Below are 15,722 nucleotides of genomic sequence, written 5' to 3' on the forward strand. Positions count from 1 at the left end.
CACTTGCTTTCAACTAAAAATGAAAATTATTTCTTTTCATAACGAAATATTTACAAACAAAAAGGGAGAAGTTGTTTCTCCCTTGATTTCAGTCTAGTGAGCTAAGATGCTTTCGATATCGGTGACCTCAAACAAATTGAGGAAGGATGTCAGCTCCGGCTTGACTTCCTCAGCCGCTGCCAGCCGCAGATTCATCCGTGACCAAGTCTTGGCAATCACCGCGCCGCTTGGCACGCCTAATGTCTGCGCGCCAATCGTTTCAATGTCCTGCTCGACGATGGATGGATCTTGCTGAGCCTGGTTCATATAATCTTCGATGGATTGAAGCAGCGCTTCCACCGCCGCCTGGCGATCCTGCGGCAAATCCTGCCGGACAAACAGCGCAGCCTGCGGATAGCCCTGGGTGCCGGTGACGGCTTTCCATTGTTCCTGCAGATCCAGAATGATCTTCAGTTCCTGACCGTTTTCCTTAGCTTTAGCCATCGTTGCTGTTGCGGCTGGTTCCGCCATCAATGCCACATCAGCCTTTCCTGCAAGCACAGCGCCCTGCACTTCCGCTACGCTGGCATACCAGGTGATTTCCGGAGTGACCGGATGCTTTTCCAGCACGGTTTCCAGAACTTTACCCGGCACCGCGCCTTCGCCAAAGGCAGCAAACACGCCGTCCTTCTCCAGCGCCGACTCCTCAGCAGCGACCAGATACAGGTTGCCCCAGGTAATCACACTTTCCATGCGGTAAGTTGTTTTACCGTTGGCAGCCAGCTTAGCACCCAGGTTGCTTGGAGCGACGAGAATGTCATATTCCGGATTCGGATTAACAAAAGCCGCCTGCAGCACATCTGTCCCGTCGACAAAAGTCACGTCGTGACCATTCTTCACCGGAGCGATCAGGGCCAGCGCCGGAGCTCCGGTCGGGCCTAAAATTGACAGCGTGACCGATTCAGCCTGAGCCGTTGGCTCCGGAGTTGCCTCCGGCGTCGTTTCAGGTGCTTTCGGATTTGCCGCACAGCCTGCGGCCAGCAGCAGAACACTCAGCAAACAAAGCCATTTCTTCATACGCGGGCCTTCGTTTCAATTTCGTTAAGAATGCTTTCCAGCAGTTCTTCTTTGGTAATCGTTACGGAATCTTTTTTACCATAACGGCGAACCGTGGCCGTGCCGTTTTCCACCTCGCCGTCCCCAACGACAATCTGCATCGGGATCTTGTGCGTCTGCGCTTCGCGGACACGGTATCCGAGCTTTTCATTGCGGCCATCGACCTTCACGCGCACGCCCTTAGCCAATAGCATCGCTTCCAGCTGCTGCGCGTAAGCGAGATGACGTTCATGATGCACCGGAACAATCACGACCTGCTGCGGTGCCAGCCACATTGGGAACGCCCCGGCATAATGCTCGATCAGAATGCCGATGAAACGTTCGATGGATCCAAAGATTACGCGGTGAAGCATAATCGGCCGCTTTTTGGAACCATCGGCATCAATATAGGTCAGATCGAAGCGCTCCGGCAGATTCATATCCAGCTGAATCGTTCCGCACTGCCATACCCGGCCTAAGCTGTCGGTTAAATGGAAGTCTAACTTCGGGCCATAGAAGGCGCCGTCGCCCGGATTGATCTTGCAGCTCTTGCCGGCTGCATGACAGGCCGCTTCCAGCGCCGCCTCGGCCTTATCCCAGATTTCAATCGAGCCGATATATTTCTTTTCCGGACGGGTTGACAGTTCAATCGCATAGCTTAAGCCAAAGACTGAATACACACGGTCGATGAAATTAATCAGCCGGACAACTTCACTTTCAATCTGATCCTCGCGCATGAAAATATGCGCATCATCCTGGGTGAAGGTTCTGACCCGGAACAGCCCGTTGAGGGCTCCGCTGGCTTCATGGCGATGTACCTGACCCAGCTCGCCGACCCGCAAAGGCAGATCCTTATAGGAATGCAGACCGTTCTTATACACCAACATGCCGCCCGGACAGTTCATCGGCTTGATCGCAAACTCCCGATCATCGATCATCGTCGTATACATATTTTCCTGATAGTTTGCCCAATGACCGCTCAGCTCCCAGAGTTCTTTGGAAAGCATGATCGGCGTCTTGATGAATTGATAGCCTTCCTTGGTATGTTCTTCATACCAATAGTTTTCCAGAACATTGCGCAGAATCATGCCGTTAGGCAGAAAGAACGGGAATCCCGGTCCGTATTCGCTCATCATGAACAGATCCAGTTCTCGGCCCAGCTTCTTGTGGTCGCGCTTCTTCGCTTCTTCGAGGAAATTCAAATAATTCTGAACTTCTTCCTCACTGTCAAAGCAGATCCCGTAAACCCGCTGCAGCATCTTATTGTTGGCATCGCCCTTCCAATAAGCTCCGCTGACCTTCAGCAGCTTAAAATGCTTGAGTTCTTTGACACTTTCGACATGCGGACCGCGGCACAGATCGGTAAAATCACCCTGCGTATAACAGCTGATTACCGTATCGGCTTCATCCATGTGGCTGATCAGATCCATTTTATACGGATCCTCCTTGAACATTTCCAAGGCTTCTTCCTTGGAAATCTCATGGCGGACAATCCGCTTGCCGTCCTTGACAATCTTTTTCATTTCCTTTTCGATCTTAGGCAGATCTTCCTCATGCAGTACATCATCGCCTAAATCAATATCGTAATAAAAGCCATCGGTAATGACCGGTCCAACCCAGAATTTCGCGTGCGGATACAGATGTTTGACAGCCTGTGCCAACAAGTGCGCGCAGCTGTGATTAAGCACATGCAGATGTTCGTCTTCTTTGATGTTGATCATCTTTCTATTCCTCCTATTTTTTCAAGACCACAAAAAAACGCCCTTGATTAAGGACGTTATTCAACGCGGTACCACCTTACTTCCTGCTTCCTACCCAGAAACAGACACCTCAGCTCGATAACGATGAGAATCGTCGCTTTTTCAAAAGCGATACTCGCAGGCGGTAATCGTTTCCCTTTTCAGTTTCCTTTCACCTACCGGAAACCTCTCTGATCCAAGTTCTGAAACAATCTTGTCCTGGTCTTGATATGTAATTCATTTATACACCGGTTTATCATCCTTGTCAATGGAAATGAATTTTTTCTTCATGACTCCTGACAAATTTTTTCTGCTTATTCCAGCGGCAGCCATTCTGTTTCATTGATCAGCGAGAAATCTGCCTGAACATGCAGCTGAGCTAACGTCAGCGACAGTTTATCGTCAGGCTGCCAGACGGATTCACTGTCCAGCGTCAGACGTACCGGCTCCCCACTTTCATAGTTCACAGCCAAACAAACAGCGAGTTCATCCTGACTTTTGATCAGCGAGAGGATTGGCTCCTGGACTCCCCAGCTCTGTAACAGGTCCACCGCTTTCTCTGCCTCGAGCTTCACGCTGACCTCAGCACAGCGAAGACCGCGAATCGTTTCGTTCATCGACCATTGTCCGGCTTTCAACAAAGCCCACAGTGCGTCTTGATCCAGCGGTATTTTCTCTGGAGGCACGTCATCGACCCATTGCTTTTGCTTTTCCTCGTAGTGCTGCCATTGATCATTTCTTAACCGCCGCTGAATTTGAGTATGCAGCGGAATTTGAAGAAGACCGCTGCCGCCCTGCCACTTCAGATCCAGATTGAAGGAAGCAGGTTCTTTTTGCCACTGCAGCCTTCCCTGGCCTATTACCGTATACGGCAGCCACAGATAGAGGTTGCCGGCTTTGCCTTCGGCTTCGATTTCAATTTCTGCGGTCAATGAAGTCATCGTTGACAATGCCCGGCCTGCCTTGGCCATGATCCATAGCTGATCGAGCCAGCCGCATCCGCTCAGCAGCAGCGCACACATAAGCAGTACGGCTATCCTTCGTCCTGTCCGCTTCATCGTCCTCCCCGCCTTTCCGATTTCATTATACCATGCAAAAGAAAAGGCAGAGTCTTATTGACCCTGCGTTGACGACGGCACACGGTATTGGGAATAAATTTCTTTGAGATCTTCGATCATTTCCTTACTGTCGTAGATCAGCGCGGTATTCCCGTTGACGTAAGCGTAGTATTCGGTTTCCTGACCATTCGCATTGACTTTCATGCGGCCATTCTGGCTGGCATAGTTCAGCATTTTCTGGCTTTCTTCATTGGCCGGATCAAAGCGGTAAAGGTAATAGACCTGATCGTTATACTGAAAGGAAGTGCCTTCCAGGGCGTTGAAATCGGTGTTTTCGATCGGCGTTACCTGATTGAAGGTGTAGTTGTTGGTCTGGAAATAGTCCAAGAGATCCTGCACGCTGGCAATGGTTTCCGGTGTTTCCGTCGGCATCACTGAGCTTTCCGGCGAAGCGGAAGGCGATGGCGAAGGGGTTGCTGAATTGTTGTTGTTCCGGCTGCAGCCGCCCAGGATCAAGGCAAAACCCAGACACAGGACAGCGAACCGCAGAATTGTATTTTTCATTTTGATTCCTCCTGCCAGTATTCTCGGCGTTTTTTTTCCGATTTATACCTTGGCAGAACGGAAAAACTACTGAAACTGAATCGGTGAGGCCAGATTGTTGAGCAGTGCGACAAGACTGTAGCCGGCGATCGCACTGGTTCGGGAATAGATCGCAATCTCAGCCTTGATTTCTTCCCCTTCAACGCGAATCGTGTGCGTATCGCCGATAAAGCCCGGCGTGCTTTCAATTTTCACCCGGGTTTGTTCAGGGCCGTTGGTGGCCAGTGAGGTGGCCACCGCCACGTTGACCCGCCGCGGAAGCAAAGCGATCGCTTCCTTGGCATTGCCTTCAAAAGCGGTCAGCGTCGTCTTGCTGTCGGCCATTTCTTCACGATAGACCGGGGTTGAGCGCAAATATTGAGGACCGGTTTGCGAAGTGATCGAAGCTTCGATCGGACTCATCAGCGCTGCGGTTCGCATTATATCAAACCCGCCGATGGCTCCGGAAGCAATATAGACCTTGCGGCCATGCTGCCGGGCGGTCTTTTGCACCTGCTTGTAAAAATCGTCATCCGCAAAAGCGCCGATCGCCAAAGTGGCCAGATCTACGCCAGCCTCCAACAATCGAATCGCATATGCTTTGACCGCTTCCACGGAAGCCGCTTCGGCAACGATCTGCGGCTGCCAGGACAACAGCTGTTCCACCTCTGTCGTCCCTTCCACACCCACCTCTTCTGCCAGCTTTAAAACCGAGTCCGCTGTCCGGCTGAAAATTCCAACCAGCTCATAATCCGGCATTTTTCCGGCTTTCCAGGCCCGCGCTACAATCTGCCCTAGTTTACCAGCGCCTAAAATCGCAAATTTTGTCTTCATCTGTTTTCTCCTCTGCTTTGCTAAGAAAAGCTGAAGTCTGCGTCTTTTTTCTGACGCCCTGCTTCAGCTTTCCTCCAATTTTCTTCTGATTCTGCCTTGTTCTAATGGGAACGGTCTTCCCTCATCGCCTGCATCGCAGCCACAGATCCCCCATCATACAGAATATCGACACCGGTGAGATAAGAACATTCCTCGCTGACCATAAACGCCATCATCCGGGCAATCTCCTCCGGTTCACCCATGCGTCCCAAAGCGCCGCGTTCTGCGAAAGACGCTGCTTCCTGGCCTTCAATCTCACCCATCGGAGTTTTGAAGGTTCCCGGTGAGATTGAAACAACGCGAATGCCCTGTTTGCCATACATCACCGCCATGCGGGATGTATACCACAGCACAAAGTTCTTGGACAGCGTATACGCCGTGCCGGTCTGCTGCTCAGCCGGAATTTGATCCAGCATCTGACTGACAGCCAAGCGGAATGCTTCACGATCTGTTAGACTCAGCTTATAGATTGGCTTCGGCACTTTATCCGAAGGAAGCATATATGCCGACATGCTGGATACGTTCAGGATACAGCTGCCCTGCGGCATGATCCGCACAAATTCCTCATCCATGTTCATCGTTCCCATTGCGTTGATCTCGAAGATTTTCTGAGCATCTGTCATGTGCGGGGAAACCCCTGCCGCATGAATCAGGACTTTGACCTCGCCTTGCTGAGCGGCATATTCAGCCAGCTTTCGGACCGATTCACGCTGACTGGCATCCGCGGGATAAGCCTCAGCCTCAATACCGGAATCATGAAGCATCTTCACAGCGTTTTCCAGTTTGGAAACAGTTCTTCCCATCAAAATAATCTTATGTTTCTGACCTAAGATCTTGGCTGCTTCCAAACCCATGCCGCTGCCGCCGCCGCTGATAACACAAATACTTTTCATCATCAACTCTCCCTTCTTTGCTTTCTTTTATTATAAACTTTTTCTGCAGGAAAAGCGAACGGCACGCTTTTATTTTATTGGCTTCTGTTTCCATGAGAAAAGGCAAGCTGCAAATCTCAGCCTGCCTTTATGCTTCGAATCCGATTAATGCTTGTCGTTTTTAATCGCTGCCTGCGCCGCAGCCAGTCGAGCGATTGGCACACGATACGGACTGCAGGAAACATAGTTCAGTCCAACACGGTGACAGAATTCAATGGAGCTTGGATCGCCGCCATGTTCACCGCAGATACCCAGCTTGATGTTTGGACGGGTCTTGCGTCCCAGTTCCGCAGCCATCGCTACGAGCTTGCCAACACCATGCTGATCCAGACGGGCAAACGGATCCTGTTCGTAGATCTTCTTGTCATAGTAGTGAGACAGGAATCCGCCGGCATCATCACGCGAGAAGCCGAACGTCATCTGCGTCAAATCGTTGGTGCCGAAGCTGAAGAATTCAGCTTCTTCGGCAATCTCATCCGCCAGCAGAGCAGCCCGCGGAATTTCGATCATCGTTCCGACCATGTATTTCATTTCAATTCCGGAAGCACTGATGATTTCATCCGCGACCTTCGTAACGATGTTCTTCACGTATTTCAGTTCGTTGACATCGCCGACTAACGGAATCATGATTTCCGGTGTGATGTGATAATCTGGATGCTTGCGATTGACGTTGATCGCTGCTTCAATGACCGCGCGGGTCTGCATTTCGGCGATTTCCGGATAGGAAATTGCCAGACGGCAGCCGCGGTGACCCATCATCGGGTTGAATTCATGCAGTGAAGTGATGATGCTCTTAAGATCATCAATATTCAGGTGCATGTCCTGAGCCAGCGTTGCAATATCATAAGAGGATGTCGGCAGGAATTCATGTAACGGCGGATCCAGGTAACGAATCGTAACCGGACGGCCTTCCATCGCCTCATAGATGCCCTCGAAATCCGAACGCTGCATCGGCAGCAGCTTCGCCAACGCCGCACGGCGCTGTTCTTCCGTCGAGGAAACAATCATTTCCCGCATCGCTTTGATACGGTTGGAATCAAAGAACATATGTTCAGTTCTGACTAAACCGATGCCCTGAGCCCCAAAGGCTACAGCCTGTTTAGCATCTTTCGGTGTATCCGCATTGGTTCTGACCTGAAGGACGCGGCGTTCATCCGCCCACTTCATGAAGGTTTCAAAATCACCGGAAATCTGGGCAGGTACAGTCTTGACGGCTTCGCCATAGACATTGCCAGTCGAGCCGTCCAGCGAAATCCAGTCGCCTTCCTTGAAGGTCTGACCTGCAACGGTAAAGGTTTTCTCTTCTTCATGGATGTCAATTTCACCGCAGCCGGATACGCAGCAGCGTCCCATGCCACGCGCGACAACTGCCGCATGCGAAGTCATGCCGCCGCGGACCGTCAGAATTCCCTGAGCCACGTTCATGCCTTCAATATCTTCCGGCGAAGTTTCCAAACGGACTAAAACGACCTTCTTGCCTTTATTGGCTTCAACAATCGCATCCTCGGCGCTGAATACCACCTGACCGCAGGCGGCACCCGGCGAGGCTGGCAGACCATTGGCAATCTGATGGGCCTGTTTCAATTCAGCCGGATCAAACTGCGGATGCAGCAAAGCATCCAGAGCTTTCGGCTCAACCATCATCAGCGCTTCATCCTTGCTGATCAAACCTTCGGCAACCATATCGCAGGCGATTTTCAAAGCTGCCGCCGCGGTGCGCTTTCCATTTCGCGTCTGAAGCATAAACAGCTTGCCGTTTTCAATCGTAAATTCCATGTCCTGCATATCGCGGTAATGCTTTTCCAGCTTGCCGCAGATTTCAACAAAGCTGTTGTAAGCCTCCGGCATGACTTCTTTTAATTCATCAATCGTCTGCGGCGTACGGATTCCTGCCACGACGTCTTCGCCCTGCGCATTCATCAAGAATTCGCCGAACAGTTTGTTTTCACCGGTTGCCGGGTTGCGGGTAAAGGCTACGCCGGTACCGCAGGTATTGCCCATATTGCCGAACACCATCATCTGAACATTGACCGCTGTTCCCCAAGAACCTGGGATATCGTTCATCTTGCGGTAGTAGATCGCACGCGGGTTGTTCCAAGAACGGAAGACGGCTTCAACAGCGCGGATCATCTGTTCTTTCGGATCCTGCGGGAAGTCTTCATTCAGGTTTTCTTTATAGAACTCCTTGAAGCAGGCCGTCAGCTCCTTCATATCATCAGCATCCAGCTCAGTATCCAGCTTTACGCCCTTGCGGTCTTTGATCTCGTCGATAATCACTTCAAACTTGCTTTTCGGCAAGCCCATGACGACGTCTGAGAACATCTGAATGAAACGCCGATAGCTGTCATAAGCAAAGCGCGGATTTTCCGTCTTCGCCGCAATCGTTTCGACAACTTCATCGTTGATGCCCAGATTCAGAATCGTGTCCATCATGCCTGGCATTGAAGCCCGGGCTCCTGAACGTACGGAAACCAACAGCGGGTTTTCCTTATCGCCCATCTTTTTCCCTGTCATTTCTTCCAGAGTTTTCAGATTGCGGTTAATTTCCTCCGTAATCTCCGGTGCAATTTTCTCTCCATCTTCATAGTAACGCGTGCAGACTTCCGTTGTAACGGTAAAGCCCTGCGGAACCGGCATGCCCAAATTGGTCATTTCTGCCAGATTTGCCCCTTTTCCGCCGAGCAGCTCGCGCATTTTACCATTTCCTTCAGAGAAAAGATAAACATATTTTTCGCTCATTGTTCCTCCTTATAGGCGTATTTTCCAGCCAACTTTCATAGACTTATTATAGCGGAACTGACCAGGAATTTCCATAGTTTTTGTAAACGTTTACATATTTTTGGTCTAACCAGATTTCCCTAAAATGACAAAAAAGCCTTTCAGATCGGGTCTGCTAGGCTTTTTTTGCACTTAAACTTTTTTTCTGATTTTATCCGCGGTTTGGATCTGAATGCAGGAAACGGCGGATGAAGCGGAACAGCCGCTCATCGTAGTGCGAACTGTGATAGGCTTCGCAATGTCCGGCGGAAAGCACGGTATACAGCTCTTTTTCACTGGCGCAGGCATAATAGTTTTCAAACACCATGTCATACGGCACGAAATCGTCTTCCTCACCATGGATAAACATCATGGGTACGCGGCACTGCTTCAGCTGTTCGACAGCACTGGCCTGCCAGACAGAATAACCGCAGCGCATTTTGATCAATGTCGACAAGCCGATCAAAACTGGCTGAGTTGCGATGCCAAACGCTTGGCGCACCTGCTTTTCGGCAATCGCCGGAACACTGGTATAGCCGCAGTCTTCAATCGCACAGACAACGTGATCGTTCAGATCTTCTTCCCCGCACGCCATCATCACTGCGGAAGCGCCCATCGACAGACCGAACAGAACAATTTTGCTTTCAGGATGCTCCTGGGCAATCCGATCGGTCCATAAAATCAGATCACGCCGGTCATTCCAGCCCATTCCGACATAATCGCCCTCGCTTAAGCCATGGCCGCGCAGATCCGGCAGCACGATATTAAAACCTGCTTCATCCAACGTCTTCGCGCGCGGCAAAAGTGCCAGACTGTCCGCTCCATAGCCATGGGCCATGACGATCCACTTTTCACTTTCCGGATGGTTAAGAATCTGCGTCGCATGCAGCCGCAGCCCGTCAAAGGAAGTCAGCGTCAGATCGAGAACCTGACTGTTGACAAACCATTGCTGAACAGCTTCCTGACGCAGCAGCCGTTCCGTCCGCTGCGGCTCGGAGAATGCTTCTTCCTGCGGACCCATCGCAAAGAACTTCGGTCCGCGGCGGATAAAACGGTTATATGCCAGCTCACAGATTCCATAATAGCCGGCCGCTGCTCCAACAGTCGCTCCGGCCGCGATCATTACTTTTGTTTTTGTTTTCATGGTTATCACCCGTTCCTATTATATCATGACTTCGCTTTCCCTGCCGCATCTTTTGTCTGTGTCTAACCCATAGTTATCGTGATTTGTCCAATTTGTCCAGATTTTCGTTCACGGCGATAGCGCAGGATCACAATCCCATCATCAATCCAGGTCTGTTCCAGATGCAGCGGAATCGACGCAAAATCAGCCTGAAACAACCGTCGGCCCCGGCCTAATAAAATCGGAATGATGCCGATGATATACTCGTCGACGACATCTGCCTGAATGAACGACTGAGTAAGACCGGCTCCGCCAAACAGCCAGATATCTTTGCCCGGCTGCTGCTTCAGCGCCAGAACCTGAGCCACAACATCCCCGCTCACTCTCACGGCCGGCGGATCCAGTGAGATCTTCTGTGAGGAAGCAATCCAAAACTGCTTGCCAGCCGGCTCCTTAATAAAATCCAGACCGCAGTCCGCATAGGCTTTTCGGCCCATAACCACCACGTCGATCTGACGGGCAAACTCCTCAATATCATAAAGCGGCTGCGTATCCAGCGACCGATCACCCTGACCGCGGATCCACTCAAAGCCACCGTCGCAGTCACAGATATATCCATCCAGACTGACGGCCAGATTTAAAATAACTTTCCGATCCATTTTTGTTTACCTCTTTCTTAATTGGACTTCCTGTCGTTTAGTTTAACCGGTTCGGCGCTTTTTACCGCTTCCTTTTCAAATAAGCCAAAGCAGAAATTGCCGCCTGCATCCTTCTCCTTTTCTGATTAAACGTTGGAGTTGACGGTCCCTGATCTCCTGTCTTTCCCTAATGCTTCGCAGCTTTTCATTCACCAATCCTAAAAATCAACAAGGGCCGCAAAACAGAAAACCCGATCTTCAAAAGACCGGGTCATGCGGAAACAGAACTTCACAATTCCATCTCTGCATTATTTTTCAATTTCCTGTAAGCGCGTCTCTACGATTGCCAGCTGCTGCTTATAGGTTTCCAGCTTTTTGCGTTCGGCTTCAACCTTTTCGGCCGGCGCCTTGGCAACAAAGCGTTCATTGGAAAGCATGCCTTCCGCACGCTTGATTTCGGCGTTCAGATGGTCCGCTTCCTTTTTCAGCTTGGCCTTTTCTTCTTCCAGATCAACGACGTCGCTCATCGGAATGCTCAGAGAACCACCCAGGATTGGACGAACAAGCATTTCTCCGTCCAGTTGAGCTTTCCAGCTGGCTTTGCACATCTTTTCATAGATGGAAGCGATCTGAGCATCGACGGCGGCCGGCTGATTCTGCGCGTTTTTGATCGTCATGGCCAGCGGTGCGGACGGCTTCAGATTGTAGTCAACCCGAACCTGACGAATTGTCTTAATAACTGAAATCAGCTGATCGACTTCATAATTATGACTCAAATCCAGACCTTCGATCGATGTCGGCCAAGCCGCCAGGCAGCAGGCTTTTTCCGTGTGCGGCAAGACGCTGTAAATTTCTTCGGTCACAAACGGCATGAACGGATGAAGCAGACGGATAATCGCCCGCAGGCAGACGATCAGCGTCGACTGCGTCGCACGCTTGACGGACGCATCCTCGCTGTTTAAACCGGCCTTGCTCAGTTCGATATACCAGCTGCAGAAATCATCCCAGATAAAACCGTACAGTTCGTTGCCGACCAATGCGAATTCATATTTATCCATGTTGGCCGTTACCGAAGCAACCGTTTCATTTAAACGATTGAGAATCCACGTATCCGTGATCGACAGATGGCTTAAATCAATCTGTTTCAACGTGAAATCTTCCGGCATGTTCATCATGACAAAGCGCGAAGCATTCCAGATTTTATTGATGAAGTTCCAGGAAGCTTCCAGCTTTTCTTCAATGTAGCGCATATCCTGACCCGGTGTGGAATTGGTCGTCAGGAAGAAGCGCAGGCTGTCGACGCCGTGCTTTTCAATGACGTCCATCGGATCGACGCCGTTGCCCAGCGACTTGGACATTTTCCGGCCTTGAGCATCACGGATCAGGCCATGGATCAAGACATCCTTGAATGGTCGGGAATGAGTGAAATACCGTGCCTGAAAGGCCATCCGGGCAACCCAGAAGAAAATGATATCATACCCTGTAACTAAGACGTCGTTAGGATAATAACGATCCAGATCCGGCGTGGCATCCGGCCAGCCCAACGTTGAGAACGGCCACAGCGCACTAGAGAACCAGGTATCCAGGACATCTTCATCCTGCGTCCAGTTTTCGATATCCTGCGGCGCTTCAATTCCAACGTAGATTTCTCTAGTTTCCTTATGGTACCAAGCTGGAATCCGGTGTCCCCACCACAGCTGACGTGAAATACACCAGTCTTCGATGTTCTCCAGCCACTGCGTGAACGTCTTTTCAAAGCGCGGCGGGTAGAAATTGATTTTCTCATCGGCATTCTGCTGATGCTGCAAAACATCTTCCGCCAGCGGCTTCATTCTGACAAACCACTGCTTAGAAAGCATCGGTTCAACGATGACGTCGGTCCGCTCCGAGTAGCCGACCTGATGGATATGCTTCTCAATCTCAATCAAATTGCCTTCCTGACGGATTTTCTCTGTCAGCTGCTTCCGGCATTCAAACCGATCCATCCCCTCAAATTCACCGCAGCGCTCATTCATCGTCGCATCCGGATTCATACAGATAATCCGCGGCAGATGGTGACGTTCCGCGATTGCAAAGTCATTCGGATCATGCGCTGGGGTACATTTCATCGCGCCCGTTCCAAATGCAATATCGATGTAATCATCGCCAATAATCGGCAGTGCTTCGCCGTTGGCCGGATTGACTGCATGCAGGCCGATCAAATGCTTAAATCGTTCATCTTCCGGATGAACAACGACACAGACATCCCCAAACATCGTTTCCGGACGGGTCGTTGCGACCTGGAAGCATTCGCCGGTTTCAACAACCTTGTAATTGAAGGTATACATCGCCCCTTCGGTTTCCTTATGAATGACCTCAATGTTGCTTAACGCTGTCTTGGCTGCCGGATCCCAGTTGATGATCCGCTCGCCTTGATAGATCAGCCCGGCATTGTAATAATCGACGAAAACCTTGGCTACGGCTTTGCTCAGACCTTCATCCAGCGTGAACCGCTCTCGGGTGTAATCCAATGACAAACCCATCTTCGCCCATTGCTGCCGAATATGACCGGCATATTCTTCCTTCCAGTCCCAGGCCCGCTCCAAAAACTTCTCCCGGCCGAGATCATAGCGGGAAACGCCTTCCTTTTTTAACCGCTCGTCAACTTTAGCCTGCGTCGCGATACCGGCATGGTCCATACCCGGAACCCACAGCATGTCCATTCCCTGCATCCGTTGATAACGGGCGATAATGTCCTGCAGCGTTGTATCCCAGGCATGACCTAAATGCAGCTTCCCGGTAACATTGGGCGGCGGGATAACGATACAGAAAGGATCCTTGCTTTGATCTCCGGCTGTAAAATAGCCTTCTTTGATCCAGTTGTCATAGCCCTGCTCAACATCCAAATGGTTATATTTCGGGGCCAGTTCCTTATTCATCAGTGCTTCCTCCTTATTTTAATTTTTTACACGCTGAACAAAAAAAGCGTCCTGCAACAAGGACGCTTTACGCGCGGTACCACCTTACTTCATCTTTTTCAAGATGCGCTTTCACCGGTAACGACGGCTTTCGGATTTTCCTACTTTGCTTTCAGAAAATCAACTTCCGGACGACTTTTCACCAAGCTTCTTCTGACTCCCTTTCACCTTCCGGGAGTTCGCTGATTTCCTAAAGCGGCTACTTCTTCCGTTCAACGTAGATGGTTTTATTATAGACATTGCGCAGGCGCTTGTCAATTCCAATTCCGCGGTTTTCAACACTGAAATGGATCAGGAACATCAAATTATTACGTTTTAACTAAGTTGCCTCTTAAAACCTGAATCACACCTTGTCAGGCTGTGAAAAGAACTGCGGGCATTCGCGCTTAAACATCGCCAAAGCTGTTTCCCAATAGTTTTTCTTCGCCTCAGATTCCATGGTAAAGGTCAGCTTATCCTTCGACCAGTTCTCCTCCAAGGGGCCAAACGTATTCTTTGGCAGATCAAAACCGAACCGCTGCATGACCAATAAAGCAAATTCGCGGAAAGCCCCGCCGAAAGCAGTGATGATGTGATCCTGTTCAACAATCGGCGCAAAACGGAAATTCGCTTTCTGCATAAATGGTAGATCCTCCAGCACTTCCTGATAGAACCCACCGCAGTAAGCCCGGTTTTCCAATAATCCCGCTGCCCCTAACAGCACCGGCGAAACCGAAATCGCAGCGATCAAAATGTCGGATCGATCTTTGAAGCGAGCTAAAAAGTCGAGCTGCCTGCGGTCTTTCAGGACTTCCGGAAATTCTGCGATTCCCGGCAGGATCAGACAATCAATTTCATCAAGATCCAATTCCTCATAACAGATATCCGGCAGCACTGTAAAGCCTTCCTCCGTTTTCACTGGATTGCGATCTGCGGCACAGACAGTCATCGGTTTGCCCAATCCTACCATCCATTCGGTCAGACAGCTGATCTCCTGCATACAGAACGCACGATAGATCATTACCGCGGCTTTCTTCATTTCCCATTTTCCCTTTCCTATTATTAATTTTAATGTAGCACATCCCCAACTGAATCACAAGTTTTCTCCGATTTCTGATTTTGATTCTGATTTAATTCCGTTGTATTGCAGCACAGCGGAATCCAAGAAAGAAGAAAAACCCCTGAGTTGGGGTTGTTGTCCTGATCAATTTTGCTTACAGCGGTAGCTGAACCAGCGTTTTTTCCTCTAATGGCTTATTCTGGTTCACAGCGATCAGCTGCTTTTCATTAACGCCGTAACGCTGAGCAATTGCCGCATAGGTATCGTTGGCCAGCGCCAGCATATAACGGCTGGTCACGATGACATTCTCGGCATCGTCAAAAAGGTCTTCAATCTCAGCCGCTTCTTCTGCCTGGGGTTCGGCTTCCTCAGCCTCTTCTTCAACCTCAGTGTTCTCTAGCATATCCGACACTTCTTCCGCTACGATTTTCTTTTCCTTCACCGCCGGCTTCGGCGCTGTCATCGCTGCGGAAGCAAGCTTTGCTTCCTGATCTGCGTGCTGAACTTCTGTTTGTGCAGGCTGAACCATGGATGCCGGTGCAATTTCCGCATCGGACTCCAAAATCGCCGCAGCCCGTTCTTCTTTCATCCCATAGACATTCAAATAGATCGTCACGATCATATCCCGATCTTCGATGCGGGCATCGTAGTGATGCAGACGGATGCGAAACTGTGAGGCATCCTGCAGCTTATCCATTGGTGCCAGAACATCCAGCGTGATTTCTTCATTCAGCGCATAAGCACCTTGTTCATCAGCGGCCTGCCCTTTGACCCACAACGAGCCTAACGCCCGGATGCCGTCCGTTTCCGTGTGATATTGAATCTCATTGGTGATCTGACATTGCAGAATTTGATCGACCGGACGGCTAAGTTCCAGACGTTTCTCAATTTTCATTGGTTTCATCCTTGTTTCCTCCCCAGCATTCCTGCTTCAATGTCAGTGTATGCCC

At 50.3% G+C, this 15,722-nt stretch carries 12 protein-coding genes and 2 other annotated features; all 12 genes read right to left on the reverse strand.

The annotated features are described in order from the left end of the window. Positions 1-93 precede the first annotated feature (93 nt). Complete coding sequence (locus MCG46_RS09875; RefSeq protein WP_240279823.1) at positions 94-1,056, reverse strand: phosphate/phosphite/phosphonate ABC transporter substrate-binding protein; 963 nt, start codon at positions 1,054-1,056, stop codon at positions 94-96. After that, positions 1,053-2,795, reverse strand: a complete 1,743-nt coding sequence (thrS, locus tag MCG46_RS09880; RefSeq protein ID WP_240279825.1) for a threonine--tRNA ligase — start codon at positions 2,793-2,795, stop codon at positions 1,053-1,055. Before thrS ends, MCG46_RS09875 begins: the two co-directional genes overlap by 4 nt. Before the next feature lie 46 nt (positions 2,796-2,841). Further along, positions 2,842-3,049 (reverse strand) — a binding site (T-box leader). Between the two features lie 78 nt (positions 3,050-3,127). Beyond that, entirely contained in the window at positions 3,128-3,871 is a 744-nt protein-coding gene (locus MCG46_RS09885; RefSeq protein ID WP_240279827.1) for a hypothetical protein, read from the reverse strand. A 54-nt stretch (positions 3,872-3,925) separates the two neighbouring features. Beyond that, positions 3,926-4,435, reverse strand: coding sequence for a hypothetical protein (locus MCG46_RS09890; RefSeq protein WP_020223606.1), 510 nt, complete (start codon positions 4,433-4,435; stop codon positions 3,926-3,928). 66 nt (positions 4,436-4,501) lie between these two features. Continuing rightward, the gene (locus MCG46_RS09895) at positions 4,502-5,287 is read right to left on the reverse strand and encodes an aspartate dehydrogenase domain-containing protein (protein ID WP_240279829.1); all 786 of its coding nucleotides are present in this window, start codon (positions 5,285-5,287) and stop codon (positions 4,502-4,504) included. A gap of 101 nt (positions 5,288-5,388) precedes the next feature. Next, on the reverse strand, positions 5,389-6,222 hold the full coding sequence (locus tag MCG46_RS09900) for an SDR family NAD(P)-dependent oxidoreductase (RefSeq protein WP_240279831.1): 834 nt from the start codon (positions 6,220-6,222) through the stop codon (positions 5,389-5,391). A 141-nt stretch (positions 6,223-6,363) separates the two neighbouring features. Continuing rightward, entirely contained in the window at positions 6,364-8,997 is a 2,634-nt protein-coding gene (gene ppdK, locus MCG46_RS09905) for a pyruvate, phosphate dikinase (RefSeq protein WP_240279832.1), read from the reverse strand. A 190-nt stretch (positions 8,998-9,187) separates the two neighbouring features. Next, positions 9,188-10,159, reverse strand: a complete 972-nt coding sequence (locus MCG46_RS09910; protein ID WP_240279833.1) for an alpha/beta hydrolase — start codon at positions 10,157-10,159, stop codon at positions 9,188-9,190. A 62-nt stretch (positions 10,160-10,221) separates the two neighbouring features. Next, positions 10,222-10,797 (reverse strand): dihydrofolate reductase family protein, encoded by a 576-nt coding sequence (locus MCG46_RS09915; protein WP_240279834.1) that lies wholly within the window; start codon positions 10,795-10,797, stop codon positions 10,222-10,224. A gap of 287 nt (positions 10,798-11,084) precedes the next feature. Further along, entirely contained in the window at positions 11,085-13,694 is a 2,610-nt protein-coding gene (locus MCG46_RS09920) for a valine--tRNA ligase (protein WP_240279836.1), read from the reverse strand. A 55-nt stretch (positions 13,695-13,749) separates the two neighbouring features. Continuing rightward, positions 13,750-13,958, reverse strand: a binding site (T-box leader). A 118-nt stretch (positions 13,959-14,076) separates the two neighbouring features. Beyond that, positions 14,077-14,751, reverse strand: coding sequence for a DJ-1/PfpI family protein (locus MCG46_RS09925; RefSeq protein WP_240279837.1), 675 nt, complete (start codon positions 14,749-14,751; stop codon positions 14,077-14,079). Between the two features lie 175 nt (positions 14,752-14,926). Continuing rightward, on the reverse strand, positions 14,927-15,676 hold the full coding sequence (locus tag MCG46_RS09930; RefSeq protein WP_240279838.1) for a LysM peptidoglycan-binding domain-containing protein: 750 nt from the start codon (positions 15,674-15,676) through the stop codon (positions 14,927-14,929). Positions 15,677-15,722: the final 46 nt, after the last annotated feature.

It is taken from the genome of Holdemania massiliensis (genome assembly GCF_022440805.1).
Classification (GTDB): domain Bacteria; phylum Bacillota_I; class Bacilli_A; order Erysipelotrichales; family Erysipelotrichaceae; genus Holdemania; species Holdemania massiliensis_A.